Source organism: Mucilaginibacter sp. OAE612, assembly GCF_041806395.1.
GTDB lineage: Bacteria > Bacteroidota > Bacteroidia > Sphingobacteriales > Sphingobacteriaceae > Mucilaginibacter > Mucilaginibacter rubeus.
This window is the reverse complement of sequence record NZ_JBGMUW010000001.1, coordinates 3564321-3587590: the sequence shown is the minus strand read 5'-3', so window position 1 is coordinate 3587590 and position 23270 is coordinate 3564321. Positions and strand designations below refer to the sequence as shown.

The 23270-nt window shown below is 43.5% G+C and carries 17 protein-coding genes; 16 read left to right on the top strand and 1 reads right to left on the bottom strand.

Features of this window, described 5'->3' with window-relative positions:
* Positions 1–3 precede the first annotated feature (3 nt).
* The 12 genes from ABID99_RS14805 to uxuA all read left to right on the top strand — a co-directional run bounded on the left by ABID99_RS14805 (position 4) and on the right by uxuA (position 19302).
* Complete coding sequence (locus tag ABID99_RS14805) at positions 4–774, top strand: DUF1080 domain-containing protein (RefSeq protein WP_090524609.1); 771 nt, start codon at positions 4–6, stop codon at positions 772–774.
* 314 nt (positions 775–1088) lie between these two features.
* Positions 1089–5279 carry a two-component regulator propeller domain-containing protein gene (locus ABID99_RS14800; protein ID WP_373614199.1) on the top strand — a complete coding sequence of 1397 codons (4191 nt, stop codon included), beginning with the start codon at positions 1089–1091 and terminating at the stop codon, positions 5277–5279.
* 32 nt (positions 5280–5311) lie between these two features.
* Entirely contained in the window at positions 5312–6094 is a 783-nt protein-coding gene (locus ABID99_RS14795; RefSeq protein ID WP_139159914.1) for an NIPSNAP family protein, read from the top strand.
* A gap of 452 nt (positions 6095–6546) precedes the next feature.
* Complete coding sequence (locus ABID99_RS14790) at positions 6547–7791, top strand: efflux RND transporter periplasmic adaptor subunit (protein ID WP_090524613.1); 1245 nt, start codon at positions 6547–6549, stop codon at positions 7789–7791.
* Between the two features lie 120 nt (positions 7792–7911).
* Positions 7912–9369, top strand: a complete 1458-nt coding sequence (locus tag ABID99_RS14785) for a TolC family protein (RefSeq protein WP_090524615.1) — start codon at positions 7912–7914, stop codon at positions 9367–9369.
* Between the two features lie 79 nt (positions 9370–9448).
* Positions 9449–10114, top strand: coding sequence for an ABC transporter ATP-binding protein (locus tag ABID99_RS14780; protein ID WP_090524617.1), 666 nt, complete (start codon positions 9449–9451; stop codon positions 10112–10114).
* A gap of 25 nt (positions 10115–10139) precedes the next feature.
* Positions 10140–11375, top strand: a complete 1236-nt coding sequence (locus ABID99_RS14775; protein ID WP_090524619.1) for an ABC transporter permease — start codon at positions 10140–10142, stop codon at positions 11373–11375.
* Positions 11376–11406: 31 nt separating this feature from the next.
* Positions 11407–12597, top strand: a complete 1191-nt coding sequence (locus ABID99_RS14770; RefSeq protein WP_090524621.1) for an ABC transporter permease — start codon at positions 11407–11409, stop codon at positions 12595–12597.
* Between the two features lie 21 nt (positions 12598–12618).
* Complete coding sequence (locus tag ABID99_RS14765; RefSeq protein ID WP_090524622.1) at positions 12619–13992, top strand: sigma-54 dependent transcriptional regulator; 1374 nt, start codon at positions 12619–12621, stop codon at positions 13990–13992.
* Positions 13976–15274, top strand: coding sequence for a PAS domain-containing sensor histidine kinase (locus tag ABID99_RS14760; protein ID WP_373614198.1), 1299 nt, complete (start codon positions 13976–13978; stop codon positions 15272–15274). The genes ABID99_RS14765 and ABID99_RS14760 overlap by 17 nt, the downstream gene beginning before the upstream one ends.
* Before the next feature lie 385 nt (positions 15275–15659).
* Positions 15660–17330, top strand: a complete 1671-nt coding sequence (locus ABID99_RS14755) for a hypothetical protein (protein WP_373614197.1) — start codon at positions 15660–15662, stop codon at positions 17328–17330.
* A 778-nt stretch (positions 17331–18108) separates the two neighbouring features.
* On the top strand, positions 18109–19302 hold the full coding sequence (gene uxuA, locus ABID99_RS14750; protein ID WP_373614196.1) for a mannonate dehydratase: 1194 nt from the start codon (positions 18109–18111) through the stop codon (positions 19300–19302).
* Between the two features lie 83 nt (positions 19303–19385).
* On the opposite strand, the gene ABID99_RS14745 is transcribed toward uxuA, so the two are convergent.
* Positions 19386–19748 carry a nuclear transport factor 2 family protein gene (locus ABID99_RS14745; RefSeq protein ID WP_090524628.1) on the bottom strand — a complete coding sequence of 121 codons (363 nt, stop codon included), beginning with the start codon at positions 19746–19748 and terminating at the stop codon, positions 19386–19388.
* A gap of 180 nt (positions 19749–19928) precedes the next feature.
* Here ABID99_RS14745 and ABID99_RS14740 point away from each other — a divergent pair, with 180 nt between their 5' ends.
* Genes ABID99_RS14740 through ABID99_RS14725 form a run of 4 tightly spaced genes read left to right on the top strand, consistent with a single transcriptional unit; the run spans position 19929 to position 23019 of the window.
* Positions 19929–20477, top strand: a complete 549-nt coding sequence (locus ABID99_RS14740) for an RNA polymerase sigma factor (protein ID WP_373614195.1) — start codon at positions 19929–19931, stop codon at positions 20475–20477.
* A gap of 12 nt (positions 20478–20489) precedes the next feature.
* Positions 20490–21305, top strand: coding sequence for a zf-HC2 domain-containing protein (locus tag ABID99_RS14735; RefSeq protein WP_373614194.1), 816 nt, complete (start codon positions 20490–20492; stop codon positions 21303–21305).
* A 14-nt stretch (positions 21306–21319) separates the two neighbouring features.
* Complete coding sequence (locus ABID99_RS14730) at positions 21320–22183, top strand: hypothetical protein (protein ID WP_373614193.1); 864 nt, start codon at positions 21320–21322, stop codon at positions 22181–22183.
* A gap of 11 nt (positions 22184–22194) precedes the next feature.
* On the top strand, positions 22195–23019 hold the full coding sequence (locus ABID99_RS14725; RefSeq protein ID WP_373614192.1) for a DUF4097 domain-containing protein: 825 nt from the start codon (positions 22195–22197) through the stop codon (positions 23017–23019).
* The last annotated feature ends 251 nt before the right edge of the window (positions 23020–23270 follow it).

Genomic DNA, 23270 nt, shown 5'->3' with positions numbered 1-23270 from the left:
GAGATGAAATATCCATTAATACTAACCGCCCTTTTAGCAGGAAGCTGCTTCATGGCAAACGCGCAAAATGCCAAACCTGAAGACACCGAGATTTGGGAACCGGTACCTAAAGTAGTTACGCCGGGCAAAAATTTAGGCGATGCCCCTTCAGACGCAATTATTTTGTTTAACGGTAAAGGCCTTGACGAGTGGGTTTCTGTTGAAGATAAAACCCCGGCTAAATGGCTGGTTAAAGGTGATGTACTTACCGTAAATAAAGCTACCGGTAATATTGAAACCAAAAGAACTTTCAGCAATTACCAATTGCATATTGAGTGGAAAGTGCCTGCTAACATTACAGGCAGCGGGCAGGCCCGCGGCAACAGCGGCGTGTTCTTAGCTTCGATAGGTAAAGGTGATGCAGGTTATGAGCTACAGGTTTTAGATTCGTACGAAAACAAAACTTATGTTAACGGCATGGCAGGCAGCTTGTATAAGCAAGTGATCCCACTGGCAAACCCTGGTCGCAAACCCGGCGAGTGGAATGTTTATGATGTAATTTGGACCGCTCCTGTATTTAACGAAGACGGTTCATTGAAATCGGCAGCAAGGGCTACCGTATTTTTCAATGGCGTGTTGGTTGAAAACAACTTTGAGCTGCTTGGTCCTACTCAATACATCGGCAAACCATCTTATGAAGGTAAAAAACATGGCCCGTCGCCAATTAAGTTACAGGCCCATGGCGATAAGAGCGAGCCGCTTAGCTTCCGCAATATTTGGGTAAGAGAGCTGTAAGCAACGCTACTAATTTTTGAACATATGATAAGCCTCCCGGTAATGCCGGGAGGCTTTTTTTGTGGTACCGTATTTAATATTCTAAAGGCAGACTCTACGGATGCTTAACGCTGTATTCGTTTATATATCGCTATCTGCTAATCCGTTTGTTAGCTTTAGTTTGGCGCATTCCGCTTTCAGTTTTATATGATTGGTTTTTTTTGTCTACATTAAACTTATAAATATTATAGCCGTATAAGCTAACTATAAACCATTTCTGTTTCTCTTTTGGAGCGGATTTTCAGGAACATTAAAACTCAACACAGCCTGTTATTTTGAATATCTATAAATATTTGTTTGTTGTGGTTGCCTTGCTGAGTGCCCGAAATGGGTTTTCGCAGGATAGGAACCTTAAGTTTGAACATATCGGTACCCGGGAGGGCTTATCACAAATTAATGTAAGTACCATAATTCAGGATAGCCGGGGTTTTATGTGGATAGGTACCCGCGACGGCCTTAACCGGTATGACGGGTACGGCTTTGTGATATATAAGCACAGTATCCAGGATGATAATTCATTAAGCAGTAACCTGATATCAGATATCGCCGAAGACAAAGAGGGCAACATATGGCTCGCTACACTTTTTGGCCTAAATAAACTCGACCGTAAAACAGGTAAGTTTATACATTACTTTCACGACAGCGCCAATTCAAACAGCATCTCAAGTAATTTTGTAAACAGGCTGATATTTGATCATGATGGTATTTTATGGATAGGCAGCCAAAAAGGCGGGCTCGACAGGTTTGATATCTACCAAAATAAATTTACCCATTATAAACACAACGAGGCCGACCTGTCGTCATTAAGTGACGATGATGTTACCGCGTTAAAGGAAGACTCCAAACACCGTTTATGGGTTGGTACCCTGAGCCACGGTCTTAACCTGTTTGACAGAAAGAAGGAAACTTTTACACGATATCAAAGCCAGCCGGGAGTAAATGCCAGCATTTCAGGAGGGTATGTAAGTACTATTTATGAAGATATTGCGGGCAGGTTATGGGTAGGAACCGAAGATGGCGGGCTTAATTTATTTGACCCGGGAAAAGGCACATTTAAACATTACCTCCAGAATAAAAAAGATTCGGGCACCATCTCGGGCTATACTGTTTTGGCATTAAGCATGGACCTGAACGGTAATTTGTGGGTAGGTACCGAAAATAATGGCGTTAATATCCTGAACCCGGTTACCGGAAAAATAACAGGCTATAAGCATGATGATATTGACAGGGGCAGTATGAATGGTAATTCCATTTACAGTATTTGCCGGGACAGGATGGGTAATATGTGGCTGGGGGCATTTAGTGGCGGCATTAACCTGTATAAGCGCAGTACCGAAAGCTTTTCGCATTTCAGGCATAGCTCATCGCCAAACAGCCTGGCCAATAATTTTGTACTTTGTCTGCATGAAGATCAGGATAGTAATATTTGGGTAGGTACCGACGGGGGCGGCGTTAATGTGTTTAACAAGGATGGTACCGTTAAACACTATATGAATGATCCGGCTAATGCCAATAGCCTGACTGGAAATTATGTATTGAACATCATCCAGGATTTTAAGGGTGACTTTTGGATAGGTACCTGGGCTGATGGCTTGTGCCGGTTTAATCCCCGCACCGGCAAGTTTACCGGCTTTAAACATGACCTGGCAAAACCCGGCAGCTTAAGTAATAATAATGTTTATGCCCTTACCCAAACCCGCGATAACCGCATTTGGGTAGGCACCTATAACGGCGGCCTCGACCTGTATGACGAAAAGTCGGGTACATTTTCGGCTTTTAATTATGATCCTAATGATCCTAAAAGTATCAGCAGCGATAGGATCTATTCTCTGCTTGAAGATCATAACGGCAATTTTTGGGTTGGCACTTTTGATGCCGGCCTCAATTTAATGGATAGGAAAACAGGTACCTTTACCCGGTTTCAGCACGACGAGAAGCGTAACAGCATCAGCAATAACAGCGTCCCCGATTTGTTTGAGGATAGTAAAGGCCGCATCTGGATTAGTACACTTTCGGGGCTTAATCTATTTAACCCGGTTACCAAACATTTTACGGCGTTTACAACCAAAAATGGCTTACCAAGCGATGTTATTTATGCTGTGCGCGAAGATAAGTTGGGCACCATATGGGTTAGCACCAATAATGGCTTATCCAACTATGATCCGGTTAAGAATACCTTTAAAAACTATACTATTGAAGATGGTTTACAGGATGAAGAGTTTAAATCACATTCGGCCCTGCAAACTAAGGATGGCAGGATCTTTTTTGGAGGGATTAACGGTTTCAATTCCTTTACACCCGGACAGATTTTAAAACCATCAGCCTTTATGCCCCTGGTTATCACCAATTTTCAATTGTTCAATAAAACCGTGAAAATTGCCCGCGGCAAGGATGACCCATCCCCCTTGAAACAAGATATAAGTGATACCAAATCAATCAAATTATCCTATACTCAATCCGTAATTACATTACAGTACGCGGCGCTTGATTACTCTTCATCTGATAAAAAGAAGTACAGTTACATACTCGAAAACTTCGACACAGACTGGAACAATGTGGGAAGCCGGAATACTGCTTCATATACCAATTTGCCACCGGGCGAATATACTTTTAAGTTAAAGTATCAGAATACGTCAGGGTTATGGTCGCCGCCTTCAGCGGGATTAAAAATTACCATTGTGCCGCCGTTTTGGTTAACCTGGTGGTTTAAATTAATTGCCGCGGCAACCATAATTGCTTTGGTATACTTTATTTTTAAATACCGGATTAAATTTCTGAAGGCACAAAAAACCGTACTGGAGCGCCAGGTAAAGGAACGTACCGAAAGCCTGGTAAAAATGACAACGAATGAACGCCTGGCCCGCGAGGCATCAGAAAAAGCCCGTGAAGAAGCCGAAAGCGCCAATAAAGCCAAGAGTATTTTCCTGGCTACCATGAGCCATGAAATCCGGACACCTATGAACGGTGTTATCGGTATGGCAACATTGCTGGCCAGTACCCGGCTTACCAGTGAGCAGGAGGAGTATACCGAAACCATAAAAAATTGCGGCGATGCCCTGTTAACCGTGATTAATGATATTCTTGACTTCTCTAAAATTGAATCGGGCAATATGGATCTTGATGAAGAGGATTTTGACCTGCGTGATTGTATAGAAGGCGTTTTGGATGTTTTTGCCGAAAAGGCTTCGCGGTTAAATCTTGACCTGGTTTACCAGGTTGAGCATAATGTGCCGGTACAAATTATTTCCGATTCGATACGTCTTCGACAGATCCTGATTAACCTGGTAGGCAATGCGGTGAAATTCACAACCCAGGGCGAAGTTTTTATACTGGTAGGGGTAAAAGAGCAAAAAGATGACGACCTGGAATTGATCTTTAAAATAAGGGATACAGGCATCGGCATTGCCGAGGATAAACTGGAGCGTTTGTTTAAGCCATTTTCGCAGGTTGATTCAAGTACCACACGTAAGTATGGGGGCACCGGTTTAGGTTTGGCTATAAGCGAAAAACTGGTTAAGCTAATGGGCGGCGAAATCAGCGTACAAAGCGAAATAGGCAGAGGGACTACTTTCTCGTTCACCATAAAATCAAAAGTGGGACAAAAGGTAAAACGAAATTACGTTTACCTTAACCTTGCCGAATTGGAAAACAAGCGGATTTTATTTGTTGATGACAATGCCACCAATCGCGATATAATTGACACGCAACTGAGGCAGTGGAAATATGAGCCTGTAGTTGTGGCATCGGCAACTGAGGCGTTAAAAGTGCTTAACGATCAGGATGAGCATGTTGACCTGCTGATAACGGATATGAGTATGCCCGAAATGGATGGCCTGCAACTGGCTAAAGAAGTAAAACGGAAATTTCCTGAAATGCCCATTGTATTATTAAGCTCGATAGGCAGTGAACAAAGTAAACGGGAAGACAACGTATTTAATGCGGTATTGACTAAGCCTACAAAGCATAATCTGTTACATAAGTATATAGTTGAGCAGTTAAAAGCCGGCAGCGGTATTAAAACTGAGTATCAGCAGGTGCAAACAGCGTTTTCTAAAGATTTTGCTAAAAATTACCCCATGAGCATTCTGATAGCCGAGGATAATTTAATAAATCAGAAACTTGCTATGCATATGTTAAGTAAAATGGGCTATAGCGCCGATATTGCGGAAAATGGGCATGCTGCGTTAAATGCTATGGTAACAAAACATTACAACCTCATTTTGATGGATGTACAAATGCCCGATATGGATGGTTTGGAAGCAACGCGCTTTATCCGCAGTAATATGCAGGACCAGCCGGTAATTATTGCCATGACCGCTAACGCCATGCCCGAAGATAAGCAGGCATGTATTGACGCCGGCATGAATGATTACCTGAGCAAGCCCATGAAACTTTCTGATTTAATGGAGATGCTTGAAAAATGGGGTAAATATATAAACGGACATAATAAAGGTTTAATGAATTGACGTTATATTTACTTCGAAAATATAACGCAGTTATGAACCCTTTTGTTAAATCATCTATCGCTTTTTTTACCTGTTTATTTATCGCTGCAGTGGCATTGGCAAATGCACCGGCGCGTAATTATTATCAACTTAAAATATACCATTACAAAACCCAGGCGCAGGAAAATACCATTGAAAAGTATTTACAACAGGCCTATATACCTGCGCTGCACCGGGCCGGTATTAAGAATGTGGGTGTGTTTAAGCCTGTAAGCCAGGTAGATACCGCGAAGCTGTTATATGTATTTACACCCTTTCAATCATGGGATAAGTTGATGGGTATCGATCAAAAGTTACAGGCCGATGCGGCGTATCTTGCCGATGGAAAGGATTACATTGACGCCGCTTATAATGAGCAGCCTTATACCCGTTTGGAAACTATTATACTACAGGCTTTTCCGGGTATGCCTTCAACAGCGGTGCCTAATTTGACCGCTAAAAAAGCCGACAGGGTTTATGAATTGCGCAGCTATGAAAGTCCTACCGAAAAATACAATGTCAATAAGGTAACCATGTTTAATGTGGGCGATGAAATAGGCCTGTTTAAACGGCTTGGTTTTAATGCCGTTTTTTATTCGGAGGTTATTGCGGGCAGTCACATGCCTAATTTAATGTACATGACCACTTTTAACAGTAAAGAAGACCGGGACAAACATTGGGACACTTTTGGTAAAGATGCTTACTGGAAAACGCTTTCGGCTAAAGCCGAGTACCAGCATAATGTTTCCCATGCTGATATTATCTTTCTCCGTCCGGCAGATTACTCTGATTTTTAGGTTGCCGGCAGGTTCAACTTATGGACTTGCACCAGAGGTGCAAAAGGTTTGCAGCATCTAAGAGTCTATTTAAAAATGACTATTTTGAATGTAGAGACGCATAATTGCGTCTCCTGGTTGCAAATCACGTCAGATCAAATGCAGTATCTTAAATTGCATGTGGGAGACGCAATTATGCGTCTCTACAAAAGAGATTCCTCTCATTTTTAAACAGCATCTAAATGAATTGCATTTTTAGTGTGCCAGGGTTACACAACATCTCCGTTTGGAACAACTCAACGGTATAAAAATAAATCAGCGGAATCAACGCAATCAAAAATCAATCAACGGTCGGTATTGAATATTTTGTCCGATATCGATCACTTTTTCAAAATTAAAAACATATAACTTATTGATATTTAATGTTTTAATATTGGTATAGCTCTTGCAAAACCTTATCCAAATTTATCACAATGGATAAGGAAATTACACTTGAAGTTACAGCTGCCAAACGCAAAAAAAGCGCGGTAGTCATCATTATCAGCATAACTGTTTTGGTGCTTGCCGTAATGCTTTTGCGGGGATATATTAAATCAACCATTACCAGGGCCGAAATTATAACCGCCAAAGTTGAAATCGGCAATATCGAAAATACCATCAATGCCACCGGCGAAGTTTTGCCGGAATTTGAAGAGATCATCACCAGCCCGATAAATGCTTCTATCAAAAGTGCGCTGATGGATGCCGGTAATAAGGTTAAAGCCGGCCAATCGATATTAACGCTGGATAAATCGGCTACTCAAACCGATTTTGAAAAACAGAAGTTTCAGCTCGAAACCAAACGCACGGAGATCAGCAAACTCAAGCTCGATCTGAACAAAAGCTTCTACGACATTCAATCCAATAATAATATTAAACAACTCCACATCAGCAACCTTGCCGATGCCGTTGAAAATGCCAAACGCCTGTATAAAGCCGGCGGCGGTACCCGCGAAAATATTGAACAGGCCGAGCTTAACCTCAAAGTTGCACAGCTTGAAAAAAAGCAACTGGAAAACGAGATCAAAAGCAAGCAGCAAACCATGCAGCTGGAGATTAAAGAAGCCGAAATAGCTGCAGATATCCAGCAGAATGATCTTAAAGAATTACAACGCAAACTTGACCTGGCCAATGTGGTGGCAACACGGGCAGGGGTGATCACCTATGTAAACAAAAATATTGGCGCCAATATCCACGAAGGTGAAACCCTGGCCCGTATCGCCGACCTGGGCAGTTTCAGGATCCAGGGCAGTATTTCTGATAACTCTGCCGATCAGCTGCATAGCGGCTTGCCGGTTATTGTGCGGATCAATGATGCCCAGCTAAGGGGGCATGTAAGCAATATATCCCCATCGGTACAAAACAGCATCATTTCGTTTGATGTGCAGCTGGATGACCGGGCCAGCAAATTGCTCCGGCCCAATATGAAAGTCGACGTTTTTTTGGTGACGGCTACACATAATAAAATTATGCGCGTGGCTAACGGCCCGGCATTTAAAGGCCCTTCCGTTCAGGACATTTTTGTACTGAACAATGGTAAAGCCGAACGCCGCACGGTACACATTGGTCTCACCAATTTTGACTATGTGGAGATTCGGGATGGCGTAAAACCCGATGATGTGATAATCACATCAGATATGAGCGAATATAAAAACTCGAAGGAAGTGACGGTAAAATAAGCATCAGCACCACCCAAACCCTCCCCAGAAGGGAGGGCTTAAAAGAGAGGGCTATAAAAAAGTCTCCCCCTTCCGGGGGAGATTTAGAGGGGGTGGCTGTTTATTTAAAAAGATATTATCATGAAATTTCTATACACCATATTATTATTAACCATAACCACGGGAGCGCTGGCTCACAGTGGTGCCGATACCCTGCGGCTAACGCTGCAGCAGGTGGTTGACATGGCCAAAGCCAATTCAATAGCCGCCAAGCAGGCTGCTACTGTACGCGAAACCAAATATTGGGAATACCGCACCTACAAATCAAACTACCAGCCGCAGCTGGCATTAAGCGGTACTTTACCTGGATATACTAAAACATTTTCGCAGGTGCAGCAGCCTGACGGTACTATACTTTTCCAGCCTATTCATAACGATAACTCATCATTACAGCTTAACTTTAGCCAAAGTATTACAGCTACCGGCGGTACTATTTATGGCACCACACAATTACAGCGGTTTGATGATTTTGACAGGCATAATGTATTGTATAACGGTATCCCTTACGGTATAAATTATTCACAGCCGCTGTTTCAGTTCAACAGCCTAAAATGGGATAAAAAAATTGAGCCTTTAAAGTTTAATGAAAGCAAACAGGTTTACATTGAAGCCCAGGAAAAGATTGCTGTTGACGTGGAAGGGTACTTTTTCGACCTGCTGCTGGCTCAGGTAAACCTCAAGATTGCCGAAACCAACTTAACTAATACTCAGGGAATCTTAAAGGTAGCCAACCTCAAGTACGAGTTAGGAAAGGTATCAAAAAACGAGATCCTGCAACTACAGCTGGAAAAGATCAACGCGCAGAAAGCCGTTGGTACAGCCAGGCGCGATATGGAGATTGCAACACTGAACCTGCGCAGTTTTACGGGGCAGGAAGGGAGTGAGCGGATAGTACTGGTAGTACCGAAAAATATTAGCCAGATGATCGTATCATCAGATAAAGTGCTGGCCGAAGCTTATGCCAACCGCTCGGATGCAATCGCTTTTTCACGCCGTATTGCAGAAGCAAAACGGGATGTGGCTAAAGCCAAAGGGCAAAATGGTTTAACCGCCACGCTTACCGCCAGCCTGGGCTTTTCAAATACAGCTACCAATATTCCTGATGTATACAAGAACCCTCAAAACCAGCAATTGCTGCAGGTACAGCTTTCTATACCGATACTGGATTGGGGCAGATCCAAATCCCGTGCTAAAACGGCTTTAGCCAACCAGCAGTTTACCGAATATGCTGTTGAGCAGGATAAACAAACTTTTAAACAGCAGATAGTAACCCAGGTATCGCTTTTTAATGTAATGAAAGAACAACTGGTTTATACCGCGCAGGCCGATAGTATAGCCGCCGAAAAATACCAGATAGCACGTGAACGCTACGTTTTAGGCGACCTGAGCATTACCGACCTTGGCATTGCCTTCCGCGAAAATGACCAGGCCCAGCGCGATTATGTAGCCGCCCTCCGTGATTTTTGGGGAGCTTACTACCAGTTGCGTTATCTTTCGCTCTATGATTTTGAAACAAACAAAAAAATCACCTATAACTAAATCAATAATTTATTTAACAGAAATCTAAACACATAAACGATAAAAATCACTAATTCATTAAATCAATAATTAATCACTCATGATACGTTTACAAAACATTGAAAAGGTATACCGTACTGATACCGTAGAAACCCTGGCCCTGAACAGCGTAAGCCTTGACATTGCCAAAGGCGAATTTTTATCCATCATGGGCCCCTCGGGCTGTGGCAAAAGCACCCTGCTTAACATCATGGGCCTGCTCGACGCGCCCTCAAAAGGACAGATCAGGATTGACGATCAAAAAACAGAAGGTATGAATGATAAGCAACTGGCAACTTTCCGGAATAAAAAGCTAGGTTTCATTTTTCAAAGCTATCATCTTATTAACGACCTGCAGGTGCTTGACAATGTAGAGCTGCCGTTGCTTTACCGGGATACCACCTCCAAACAGCGCCGTGAGCTGGCTGCCGAAGCACTGGAAAAGGTAGGGCTTGCTAACCGTTTGAAACATTTTCCTACACAACTGTCTGGTGGTCAGCGGCAGCGTGTGGCTATAGCCAGGGCCATTGTAGGCAAGCCCGAAATTATTTTGGCCGATGAGCCTACCGGCAACCTGGATAGCGCCATGGGCAACGAGATCATGGAGATCCTCTTGAACCTTAATCGCAACGACGGCACTACGATAGTAATGGTAACCCACGATGAAAATATGGCCCATAAAACCCACCGTTTGGTACGCCTGTTTGATGGCGCCCAGGTTCAGTAATTAACCGGTTTTAACATTAGAAGTTATGCTTAAAAATTATTTTAAAATAGCCATAGCGGTACTTAAGCGCCGCAAGTTTTTTACATTCATCAGCTTGTTCGGGATTAGCTTTACACTTACCATATTAATGGTAGTTACCTCTTTTGCCGATAAGATGTTTGGTCCTAATTACCCGGATAACAAGCGTGATAGGTCGTTATATGTGATTGAACATGAGGAGTTTGATGATAAAACGCAGGGGATGAATAAAGGGCCCATGTCGTTTTACTTCCTCAATCACTATGCTGCCAGTATGAAAACACCGGCAAAGGTCGCCATTTCATCAATGTTCACTTTTACCAATACGTATGTGAATAATAAAAAGATCAGTATCAGCCTGAAATTTGCCAACGCCGATTATTGGGATGTACTTGATTATAAATTTTTAGAAGGAAGGCCCTTTACAAAACAGCAAATTGATAATGCCGAAAAGGTAGCAGTTATATCTGAAGATACACGGAGGGATTACTTTGGCGATATACCATCAGTAGTTGGTAAATACATCGAGGCAGATAATGTTAAATACCGGGTTTTAGGCGTGGTTAAAGATGTGCCTGCAACTTTGTTTACCCTTTATGCAGATATCTATCTGCCATATACCGTATCTAAAAATGATTACAGGAATAAAGATTTCGGCGGCAACTATTCGGCTATTTTAATGGGAAATTCAAAAGACGATCTTCCCAAAATGAAAAACGAGTTTGCAAATGTTATCTCTCGCATTTCGATGAAAGACAAGCAGTTTAACCACCTGTATTGTTATGCCGATAGTTATTTTAACACGCTTGTGCGTACTATGGCCGGTAGAAAGGAGAATTCCGGGATGGCCACGTTCGTTGTCATCATATCTATATTCGTTTTCCTGTTTTTACTGCTGCCAACCTTAAACCTGGTGAATATCAACATCACCCGCATTATGGAGCGTTCGTCGGAGATTGGTGTTCGTAAGGCATTTGGTGCTTCGTCAAAAACACTGGTTTACCAGTTTATTATCGAAAATATTATTCTTACATTTTTAGGTGGGCTTATCGGGGTGGTATTATCTGTTATTGTTATAAAAATAATTAACGGGGCCAATCTTATAGCCCATCTTGAACTTACTTTAAACTTTACCGTGTTGTTTTACAGCCTGCTCACCTGTATTTTCTTCGGACTACTATCGGGCGTATATCCGGCCTGGCGCATGTCGCGGCTCAACGTGGTAACGGCTTTAAAGGCGTAATAAAATCAATTGACATTTTAATCAAAATATTATGTTTAAGCACTTATTTAAACTAATCTGGAATAAAAAGAAACAAAACTTTCTACTTATTTCCGAGATGCTGATCTCCTTTATGGTGATTTTCGCAGTATTCACACTGGTTGTGTATTACTACAGTAACTACAAAAACGCTATGGGCTTTGACTATGACAAGGTTTGGGTAATTAATTATAGTAATTCTGTAAAATCAACCCGTGCCGATTCATTGAGCTTGTTTTATGAAACATTAAAGCAAACTATAAAATCAATGCCTCAAATTGAGGATGCAAGCTTCGTAAGCAGTAACTCGCCCTTTTCGTTTAACCAAAGCAATGGCGGAGTAGAATATGAAAAGAGACATCTTAATAGCGTTGATTTTTTTACAGGGGATAATGATTACCCAAATGTTGTGAAAGTTAAAGTACTTGAAGGGCGTTGGTTTGGCAAACAGGATATAGTGTACAAAAATAAGCCGGTGGTTATTAATCAATCGCTTAAGGAAGAGGTATTTGGAAAAGAAAGCGCTATAGGTAAGATTTTAGGTAATGAAAAAGATAAAGAAGCCGATAAAATGCGCATTATTGGCGTAGTGGCCGATATGAAAATAAGAGGCGATTATAAACCTGCCGGCCTTGGCCTTTATAATAGACTGGATACCGGCTCATTCAAGTGGATAGGCACTATCCTGGTAAAGGTGCGCCCCACCGCCGATGCTGCTTTTGAAAGCCGTTTGTACAAAACCGTATCGAACGCCATGAAAGAGTCAAATGTAGAAATTGAGCATTTAGATAATAAACTTAAAAAGATAAATCAGGTATCCATTGTACCGGCCATCATTTTGCTGGTGGTAGCTACTTTTTTGATCATCAATGTAGCTTTGGGTTTGTTTGGTGTGTTATGGTATAATATTAACAAGCGCCGCTCGGAGATCGGGCTAAGGCGGGCAATTGGCGCAACTGGTAAATCGGTATCATGGCAACTGGTGAGCGAATCATTGATATTGGCTACAATATCGTTAGTTGTGGGTTCGTTTTTTGCGGTGCAGTTCCCGCTGATGAATGTTTTTGATATGCCGGCTACAGTTTACTTTATGGCTATTTTGTTGTCGGTTGTTTTTATTTATGCACTGGTGCTTCTTTGCTCATTGTATCCCGGCAAACAGGCCGCGGCTATTTACCCCGCTGTTGCTTTACACGAAGAATAATTACGATATTAACCGCCTGTTATGATATTGGTTATTGATGATGATATTGCTGTACGCACCTCGCTTATCCTGCTGCTAAAAAGCGAGGGGTATGATGCTGCAGGTACCGATGAGCCTGCCGAAGCCCTTAAGATCATTAAGAAAAAGGCTCCTGAGTTGGTCATTTTAGATCTTAATTTTTCGATAGATACATCAGGACAGGAGGGAATGGAACTGCTTGCAAAGATCAAAGCTTTTAACAGCGCTATCCCCGTGATTCTTATCACCGGCTGGGGGAGCATTGAATTGGCAGTTAAAGGTATGAAACTGGGCGCCAATGATTTCATCAATAAGCCGTGGAATAACGAGTACCTTATTCAATCAGTTAAAACCCTGCTTGATCTGCAGGATAAAAAGACCGAACACCATACCCGTAAGCAACTGGATAAAACCTACAACTTTGAAAATATTGTAGGCGAAGATCCCCGGATGCTCGATATCCTGGAAACCATTGGCCGGGTAGCCTCAACCGATGCATCGGTGCTGATCATGGGCGAAAGCGGCACAGGTAAAGAGCTGATAGCCGAGGCTATTCACCAAAATAGCCTGCGCCGTAATAAGCCATTTATTAAAGTAAACCTTGGGGGCATCTCAACATCGTTGTTTGAAAGCGAAATGTTCGGCCATATCCGCGGCGCGTTTACAGATGCCCGGTTTGACAGGGTAGGCCGCTTTGAAATGGCCAACAAAGGCACCATCTTTTTAGACGAAATAGGCGACCTGGATGCCGGCAGCCAGGTAAAGCTGCTCCGCGTATTGCAGGACCGCACCTATGAAGTATTGGGCAGCAGCCGTACAAAAACGGTTGATACCCGTGTTGTTTGCGCCACAAATAAAAATCTTAACGAGATGGTGGCCCGGGGTACTTTTCGCGAGGATTTATTGTACCGGATCAACCTCATTACAGTTTACCTGCCGGCCCTGCGCGAACGGCCGAAGGATATTCCATTGCTGGTTAGCTTTTTTATTAATAACTTGAAGCAGATCTATAACCGGCCCAATTTGTCGGTAGCACCATCGGCTATGAAGTGGTTACAGCAGTTGCCTTTACCGGGCAATATACGGCAGTTGAAAAACCTGGTGGAGCGCTCCATTTTGGTGAGCCGCAGGGATGAACTGAGTATCGATGATTTCCGGTCGCAATTGGAATTATCACCGGTTAAAAAAGGAAATATCCAGTTGCCGGGTGTGGGTACTTTAACTTTAGAAGAGGTTGAAGTGGAAATGATAAAGCGGGCATTAGATCATCATAAAAACAAGATAAGCAAAGCAGCCGCCGCTTTGGGGCTTACGCGCAGCGCCCTGTACCGGCGGCTCGAGAAATACCAGATCCCGTACGATGAAGCTGAGGACTAAATACATTTTATTCGTGGTGATCCTGCACCTGCTAACCCTGGTGCTTACTTATTTTATTTTCAACGATAACAAGATCTATTTTATCATATCCGAGGTGGTTGTGATCATTTCTTCGGTAATTGCCGTGCAGCTTTACCGGCAGCTCATTCAGCCACTAAAAATGCTGATGCAGGGCGTTGAGGCTATTAAAGATAAAGATTTTAATGTGAAATTCCTTTCAACCGGCAAGCACGAGGTTGACGCGCTGATTGATGTTTATAACCAAATGATGGACGAGCTAAGAACCGAACGGACACGACAGGAGCAACAGCATTTCTTTTTAGAAAAGCTCATCCACACTTCGCCAACAGGTATCATCATCCTTGATTTTGATGACCGTGTGCAGCAAATAAACCCTAAAGCTTTGCAGGTTTTGGGTATTGATGAAAAAGCGGTGGTTGGTGAATTGATTGGTGAATTAACCAACCCGATTTTTGAACATATCAAAGCTCTTAAATCGGGCGAAACGGAGGTAGTTAAGCTGGACGGTATCAACTCATTCAAACTCCAAAAATCGCATTTTATCGACCGGGGATTTTCGCGCCATTTTATTATGCTGGAGGATTTGACCGCTGAGATCCTGGCAGCAGAAAAGAAAGTTTATGGCAAAGTGATCAGGATGATGGCACATGAGGTGAACAATACCATAGGCCCGGTAAATTCCATCATGCAATCGGCCATGAAAACCGATCAGCTTTGGGCCGGTCATGATTTCGACCCAATAAAAGATGCCCTGCAGGTTGCTATGGACAGAAACCAAAACCTTAACCTGTTTATGCGTAATTTTGCCGATTTAGTGAAACTGCCACCGGCCAACAAACAACCGGTTGTATTGCAAAAGCTCTTAGCATCGGTAGTAAAGCTGATGAATATCCGTGCCAAAGAAAAAAATGTGGTGTTAGTCCTTCATTTACCCGAAGAACCGGTTAATATCATGGCTGATGAACAACAACTGGAGCAGGCATTCATTAACATTGTAAAAAACGCTATTGAGGCTATTGATGACCAGGGATCAGTAACCTTTACCATCAACCTCAAAGAAAAAAAGCTCGTTATCACTGATACCGGCAAGGGTATTACAGCCGAACAAAATGCCAACCTGTTTACTCCCTTCTTCAGCACCAAAAAAGACGGGCAGGGGATAGGCTTAACCCTGGTACGCGAGATCATGCTGAACCACGGCTTTGAGTTTTCGTTGAAAACCGTTGCCGATCAGCAGACGGAGTTTGTAATTTATTTTTGATAACATAGGCGACGGGGCCATAAATATTGATGTGATGGTTGTATTCTAATAAAAGTTATGTCATTGCGAGGAGCGGCACAGGCAAAAGCATTTGGGGCGACGTGGCAATCTCGTAGCTATGCACATCGGACAAGCATTGGCTACGAGATTGCCGCGCTGCGCTCGCAATGACATAAAAAATCAATATCTCCGCCGCCGCTCGGCCCAGCCGAGTGGCAACTATCAAGCGGCCTCCGGCCGCCGTTGAAAAAGCAGTCAAGATGAGTTGGTTGGGTAACTTCAATAAAAATTCAACATTGTATTAGTTTTTGCTTAATCCTTTTAGTAACGTTGTAAACCAATTTAAATGTTACCTTAACAGATAATCACTGCAATTACATCTACTATGCAAAGACGGCATTTTATCAAAATTTCTGCGGCTACATCGGCTGCCATGCTTTTCAGCAAGCTTACTTATTCGGCCTTGAGCGGAGCCGCGATGATGAACGCCCCTGATGAGGTTTGGGCTCAATCCGGTACTGATTGGGTTAAGCTTAACCCATCAAACGGCTCGCATTACAACTATAAAGAAATCAGCGTAACTCTTAAAACTAATGGCAATGCGCTTGGTGTGTATGCTTCATCACCGAAGCAGGAACTAAATAGCTTAAGGTTAAAATGGAAGCACAATACCGCCGCTTCAGCTAAGTTCCTGGGCGATCATTGGGAACGTTCTTATGGCGACCTGCAATGGAAAACCATGGTTGCCGGCATTAAAAATCCGTGGTATGTAATTATTCATGATGATAAGCAAACGGCCTGCTTCGGGGTAAAGACCGGTGCTAATAGTATTTGCTGGTGGAGCGTAAATAATGACAGCATTGAACTTACCCTGGAAACAACTTCGGGTGGAGTGGGAGTGCTGCTGGGCGACAGGCAATTGCATGCTGCCGATATCATAACTACCAATGCTAAAACAGGAGAGAATACTTTTGCTGCAACCCATCGCTTTTGTAAAATGATGTGCGAAAAGCCGCGGATCCCCAAACAACCGGTATACGGGATTAACGACTGGTACTTTGCTTACGGAAACAACTCGGCCGAACTGATCAAAAAAACCACCGCTATGATGGCCGAACTGGTTACGGATCATAGCAACAAACCATTTTCGGTAATTGATGCCGGTTGGGCCACTTATTCGCCATTATTACCCGGTGATGGTGGCTGGAATGATGATTTTTCAAAGCCCAATGATAAGTTTAAGGATATGCATGCGCTGGGCGATGAGATAAAAAAATTAGGTATGCGCCCCGGCTTATGGATGCGCCCGCTTTGCGCTAAGCATGATGAAAAAGCCAGCTTGCTTGCGCCAAAGATCCCCGGCCGTGATGATCCTAAAAACCCGACACTCGACCCAACCATCCCCGAAAATATAGCACGCATCCAACATAACTTCGATGTATACAAGCAATGGGGCTACGAAATGGTGAAGCACGATTTTTCAACTTATGATATCTCCGGTCGCTGGGGTTTTGATATGAAGGATAGCTTTACTTCGCCGGGCTGGCATTTTAACGATAGGAGCAAGACCAATGCCGAGATCATCCTGCACCTGTACCGCTCCATCCGTGAAGCCGCGGGTGATGGCATTTATGTGATTGGCTGTAATACGATGAGCCACCTGTCGGCCGGGGTGTTTGAACTTTGCCGTATCGGCGATGATACCAGCGGTCATGAATGGGCGCGTACCCGTAAAATGGGCGTTAATACGCTCGCTTTCCGCCTGCCGCAACACAATGCCTTTTATGCGGTAGATGGCGATTGCGTAGGTCTTACTAAAGATATTGAATGGAAAAGGAACAAGCAATGGCTGCAGTTATTGGCCGAAAGCGGTGCGCCGCTGTTCATCTCCGGTCAGCCCGAAGCCATGGGCGAAGAGCAAAAGAAAGCGGTAAAAACAGCCTTTGCACAAGCCGCCAAAGTGCAGCCACTGGGCCAGCCATTGGATTGGATGGAAACATTAACGCCTGCCAAATGGAAACTGAACGGCAGGGTGGTGGATTTTGATTGGGCTTAAACCAAGAGAGGGGCTTGTCACCCTGAGTGTTTAAATCCGGGGCCTTTGAAGGTGAAATGACAAAAGAGGGCCTGTCAGTCTGAGCCTGTCGAAGACTCGCGCGCAGAGGCCTGCCCGCCATACTTCGACGGGCTCAGTATGACACCCATTTTTTAAGTTGTCATAGGTAGCCAGTCGAAGGGTCGTGTGCAGAGGCCTTGCCTACCATGCTTCGACTGGCTATCCATGACATCCATTTTTTCTGAGTAGCGAAGGATCTTCTTCAATATGCAGAACTGCTATACAGGGCAAGAGTATGTTTCGTTATTACCCATAATAAGCTATAGAACCCAGACTTACGAAGTTTTCAAAACTTCGTAAGTCTTTCCCCGTTTCACTTATTCACTTTTCAACCTGCCTTATTCCCAAACCCGTGGCGATTATTTCTTAACCTGTCCGGGGAATGCGTGAAGAAATCCCTATTACGTATTCGTAACTCAAAATATTTGTAATTAACTGTTAGTCGATTAAAAAAATATAACGATTATTGGCGCGTGATAATTGCAGCTTGATTTGTGTTTACTGACATGGCTGTGTCAGTGTTCAATTTTTAAAAAGAAAGTGTTCAACGAAATAAGTTGTTAAATGTTATTTTATTGATTATTAGCGTTTTAGTTATTTTGCTGTGATATTTTGAACACTTAAGTGCTTGATTATCAATATTGGCTTTTTTTGAAGTGTTCAACCTTTCTAAAATTGAACACCCTGTTTTTGAATATTAAATCTACTACTATATAAAATGAGTGATACCAATACAAGCAATACCTTCAGCATGATCAATACCATGCGCTGGTATGGCCCTAATGACCCTGTAAGTTTGGCCGATATCAGGCAGGCGGGATGTACAGGCGTAGTAAGCGCACTGCACCAGGTACCCAACGGCCAGGTATGGACAGTTGAGGCCATTAACGAGCGCAAGGCGATCATTGAAGCTGCCGGGCTTACCTGGGACGTAGTTGAAAGCGTACCCGTGCATGAAGCCATCAAAACCCAAACCGGCGACTACCTGCAATACATCGAAAACTATAAACAAAGCCTGCAAAACCTGGCCGCCTGCGGGATCCATATCGTTACCTATAACTTTATGCCCGTGCTGGACTGGACACGTACTGATCTGGCTTTTACAGTAGAAGACGGCTCAAAAGCCCTCCGTTTTGAAAAAGCTGCCTTTATTGCTTTCGACGTATTTATGCTCAAAAGAGAAGGGGCCGAACAAGAATATACTGCCGATGAACTTGCCCGTGCCAAAGCCCGTTTTGATGGCATGAGCGACGATGACAAGCAACTGCTGCAACGTAATATCATAGCGGGCTTACCAGGCAGTGAAGAAAGCTTTACGCTGGATAAATTCAGGGAAGCCCTTGCTGCCTATGACGGCATTGATGCGGAAAGGCTGAGGCAAAATTTGATCTTTTTCCTGCAGCAGGTTATCCCGGTTGCTGATGCCAATAATATAAAAATGGTTATCCACCCGGACGATCCGCCGTACGCCATTTTGGGCCTGCCAAGGGTAGTGAGCACCGCCGAACATATCAACGCGCTTATTGAGGCTGTGCCTTCATTAAACAATGGTTTATGCTTCTGCACAGGTTCATACGGTGTAAGGTCGGATAATGACCTGCCGGCCATGGTAAAACAATTTGGCGACAGGATCAATTTCATTCACCTGCGCAGCACCCGCCGCAATGAGTTTGGCGATTTTTATGAGGATAACCACCTGGAAGGTGATGTGGATATGTACGCCGTGGTAAAAGAGTTGGTACAGGTAATGAAGCAACGTAAATTAAGTATCCCTATGCGCCCCGATCATGGTCACCAGATGCTTGACGACCTTAAAAAGAAAACTAATCCCGGTTATTCGGCCATTGGCAGGCTTCGCGGTCTTGCCGAATTAAGAGGGCTTGAGCTGGGTATTATCCGCTCAATGGAATAGTGATCTTTATTGCTCCGAAAATAAAAACAAAAGGCCTTTGCGGAGAGCGAAGGCCTTTGTCATTTATTATTGGTTAGGTGCGCTTAGCCCATATTATAAAAAAACTGCTCGGCTATAATTTTTCCGTCTTTCACTTCATAAACCGCAATTTCATTCATTGGCATACGGCCGCCTTCTTTATAGGTAACATCCATATCCATGGTTACCGCGAAAAAATTACCGGTAACAATCGGGTCAGATACCTCGCCGCTGTGAATCTCCTGAACCGAGGCATACCAATATTCTGTTTTGCCTTTAACTGCCTCTTTACCTTCGGTAAGCTCCATCGGCGAACCTTTTGGCTCACGGCTCACAATATTATCTGCATAAAGCTCATCAATAGCCTGGGTATGTTTGCCTTCACGGCAATACTGAACTAATTTTTCTGCTACTTCGGTGGTGGTCATGATCTTATGGTTTTAATTGTTTATATAAAGTTAGTTAATAACACTTCAAACCAATTGCCTGTTTGGTTTAAATTTCTGTTAAGTTTGATTGCCAATTGCATCCTCAAAAAAAAATAAAATTTTCTGTAACCATTTTACGCCGCCGAAGTACTTAAGGTATATTACATAATTACAAACTGATTGAATACGCTTACAGACAACGCCATTATGCTAAAGGTGAAAGCCGGCGACCTTGACAGGATGGGTATGCTCTTTGAACGCTACAATCGGCAGTTGTACGGCTTTCTGTTCCACATGACCTACCAGCGCGAACTGAGTGAAGACATGGTACAGCAGGTGTTTTATAAGATGCTCAAGTACCGGCACACCTTTACCGGCACCGGCGAATATATCCACTGGATGTACTCTATTGCCCGCAATGTGTTAAAAGATCACTGGCGAAAAAACAAGCAGCAGGTACAGTACGAAGGCGTGGAAGCGGCCGAAACCATAGCCGGGGGCCTGGTACCGGATGAAGCTTTTGAAAAAAAACAGGCCAAAGCCGAACTGCACCGGGCCATGGAAAAACTAAGTGAAAGCCAGCGGGAAATTTTGGCCCTGAGCCGTTTCCAGGAACTAAAGTGCCAGGAAATAGCCGAGATACTGGGTATGACCGAAGGTACGGTAAAAGTGCGCATCCACCGCGCTATGCAGGAGCTTAAAAGTATTTATGTAAAAATGGAACGATAAAACAGTAATAAGATGAAATGTGAGTTATATGAGGAGCTGTTTACCGGTTGGATAAACAAAGAATTAAGTCCTGAAGAAAGTGGGGCTTTAGAGCGCCATATTGCAGGCTGCGCCAATTGTCGCGAAGAGCTGCAGGGACTTCAGCAAATGTGGGATACAATGGGTCAAATCGAAACGCCCGAACCATCGGCCAATATGGGAGTGAAGTTTTATGCCATGCTGAATACTTACAAGGAATCGGTGAATGAGCAAAGGAGTTTATGGGCTGATATTAAATACCAGGTAAGCCGGATCTGGGAGTGGCAGCCACGCTGGCCCATGGCCTATAACCTGGCAATGGTTGTGATTTTAGTGGGTGCAGGCTACCTGTTTTTCGGTAAAAGCAAAAGTGATGACCAGGATAAACAACTGAAAGCCCTAAGTTCACAGGTGCATGAGCTTAAACAAACCATGATGCTGGCCCTGCTTGAAAATCCATCAGCCTCCGAGAGGATCAGGGGGGTGAGCTATACCAGCGAGATCAAGCATGCGGATAAGCAGGTGATAGATGCTTTACTGGCTACGCTGAATAATGACCCCAATGTAAATGTACGCCTGAGCACGCTTGATGCGCTTACACATCTTACCGGTCACCCGGAGGTAAGGGAAGGCCTCATCAAGTCAATAGTTGAGCAAGATTCGCCGCTGATGCAACTGGCCATTGCCGATGTGATGCTGAAACTGCAGGAAAAACGGTCGGTAAAATCATTTAAAGAACTGCTGAAACAAAAGGATCTTGATAATGGCGTTCGCGATAAAATCAAACAAACAATAACCCAACTAATTTAAAAATAAACCAAATCATGAAAAGATCATTAATACCTGTTTTAACAGGTCTGGGGCTTTGCCTTGCTCAAATTTCGGCCCATGCCCAGGATTATAAAGAGCATATCAGTAAGCAATTCACTTTGCAGGGAGCGGCTTCGGGCACTACGCTGGCCATTTACAACATTTGGGGTTCTATAAGCGTGCAGGGATATTCAGGCAACCAGGTATCAATTGAGGTAGATGAAACCATTCGGGGCAAAAGCGCTGGTGATGTAGAAACCGGTAAAAAAGAAGTTAAACTGGGATTTGATCAAAAGGCTGATAGTATTATCGCTTACACGGCCGAACCCTACGATACCCGCCCGCGTCGCAACTGGAACCGCGAAGATCATCACCATATGGATTATACGGTAAAATTAGAGTACACTGTTAAAGTGCCTTATGGCATGAACCTGTGCGTATCAACCGTAAACGATGGTAACGTTGAAGTTAAAGATGTTTATGGCGCATTAAAAGTAAATAATGTAAACGGCGGTATAACCATTGCCAATGCCAAAGGTACAACCAGCGCACATACCATTAACGGGCCGCTTAATGTAACTTACCTGTCGGTGCCGCCCGATGCTTCAAGCTATTATACACTTAATGGCAAGCTTGAGGTAACTTACCCGGCTAACCTGGCGGCGGACCTTGAATTTAAGAGTATGAACGGACAGTTTTATACCGATTTTCCGGATGCTGAGATTTTGCCTACGAGGGTAAGTAAAACCGAATCAAAAAGCGGCAGCAGTACTACTTACAAGCTTAGTAAAAATAATGGCGTACGGATAGGGGCAGGGGGAAAGCTATTTAAGTTCGAAACCCTTAACGGCAATATTTATATCAAAAAACAACAATAAAAGATAGCAACATGAAAACGATAAAATTTACAGGTATACTACTACTAACTGCGCTGTTAAGCACGAGGCTTTGGGCGCAGGACGGGGAAAAAGGGCAGTTGGTTGTGCCGTTAAGTGATCCGGGAAAGCCATATAAACTGGAAGTGGGACTGATTAATGGCTCAATAACCATAACAGGGTATGAGGGCAAGGATATCATTATTGATGCCCAGGGCGAGGAAAGAAAGCACCGTGAAAAGGAACCGGCGCCGGGCGGAATGAGGCGTTTATCGGCCGGGAGCAACCTCGATGTGCAGGCCCAGGAAAACAATAACCAGGTAAACGTTCATGGCAGCCCTAATAAAACTACTAATTTGACTATTAAAGTACCCATGAATAGCAGCAGCGTTAAATTATCCACAGTAAATAATGGCAACATCAATGCCAGCAACCTGAGTGGCGACCTCGAAATAAGGAATGTTAACGGCTATATCAAACTAAACAATATATCAGGATCTGTTGTGGCCAATACGGTTAACGGCAATGTTGAGGTCACCTTTAAAAGCATTGATGCAAAAGCGGCCATGGCATTTTCAACGCTTAATGGTAAGGTCGACGTTACATTTCCGGCAAGCCTTAAAGCTAATGTAAAGTTAAAATCAGACCAGGGGGATATATTTACCGATTTTGATGTGGTAACCGAGCAACGCAAACCGGTTGTTACAAAAAATAGCGGTGAAAAAGGGATGTACAGCCTGAAAATGGAGGATTGGGTTTACGGGAAGATAGCTGGTGGCGGTCCCGAATTATTGATGAAAACCACCTTCGGCAGTCTTTATATCCGCAAGGCAAAATAATTAAGCGGCGTTTAATAAGTTTTAACCAGGCATTACAATATTGGGGAACTATGGGTAAATTTATCAGCAAATTTCACCAGTTAAATGGTAATGCCTGGCTTTAGGAGCATTGATAAAAGAAAATGAAGCAGTAAATTGTCAAGCGGTACCCCATACTATATCGATCCTTTGAATAGCATCGGTCCTCAGGCATAACACTCGCGTATATGTGAGCAGCTTAAGCTGCTAAATAAAAGTAAGTGATTGATTAT

Coding starts and splice junctions, on each gene's coding strand:
- ABID99_RS14805 (WP_090524609.1), top strand. CDS start 4: ATGAAATATCCATTAATACTAACCGCCCTTTTAGCAGGAAGCTGCTTC.
- ABID99_RS14795 (WP_139159914.1), top strand. CDS start 5,312: ATGAACCCTTTTGTTAAATCATCTATCGCTTTTTTTACCTGTTTATTT.
- ABID99_RS14790 (WP_090524613.1), top strand. CDS start 6,547: ATGGATAAGGAAATTACACTTGAAGTTACAGCTGCCAAACGCAAAAAA.
- ABID99_RS14785 (WP_090524615.1), top strand. CDS start 7,912: ATGAAATTTCTATACACCATATTATTATTAACCATAACCACGGGAGCG.
- ABID99_RS14780 (WP_090524617.1), top strand. CDS start 9,449: ATGATACGTTTACAAAACATTGAAAAGGTATACCGTACTGATACCGTA.
- ABID99_RS14775 (WP_090524619.1), top strand. CDS start 10,140: ATGCTTAAAAATTATTTTAAAATAGCCATAGCGGTACTTAAGCGCCGC.
- ABID99_RS14770 (WP_090524621.1), top strand. CDS start 11,407: ATGTTTAAGCACTTATTTAAACTAATCTGGAATAAAAAGAAACAAAAC.
- ABID99_RS14765 (WP_090524622.1), top strand. CDS start 12,619: ATGATATTGGTTATTGATGATGATATTGCTGTACGCACCTCGCTTATC.
- ABID99_RS14760 (WP_373614198.1), top strand. CDS start 13,976: ATGAAGCTGAGGACTAAATACATTTTATTCGTGGTGATCCTGCACCTG.
- ABID99_RS14755 (WP_373614197.1), top strand. CDS start 15,660: ATGCAAAGACGGCATTTTATCAAAATTTCTGCGGCTACATCGGCTGCC.
- uxuA (WP_373614196.1), top strand. CDS start 18,109: ATGAGTGATACCAATACAAGCAATACCTTCAGCATGATCAATACCATG.
- ABID99_RS14745 (WP_090524628.1), bottom strand. CDS start 19,748: ATGACCACCACCGAAGTAGCAGAAAAATTAGTTCAGTATTGCCGTGAA.
- ABID99_RS14735 (WP_373614194.1), top strand. CDS start 20,490: ATGAAATGTGAGTTATATGAGGAGCTGTTTACCGGTTGGATAAACAAA.
- ABID99_RS14730 (WP_373614193.1), top strand. CDS start 21,320: ATGAAAAGATCATTAATACCTGTTTTAACAGGTCTGGGGCTTTGCCTT.
- ABID99_RS14725 (WP_373614192.1), top strand. CDS start 22,195: ATGAAAACGATAAAATTTACAGGTATACTACTACTAACTGCGCTGTTA.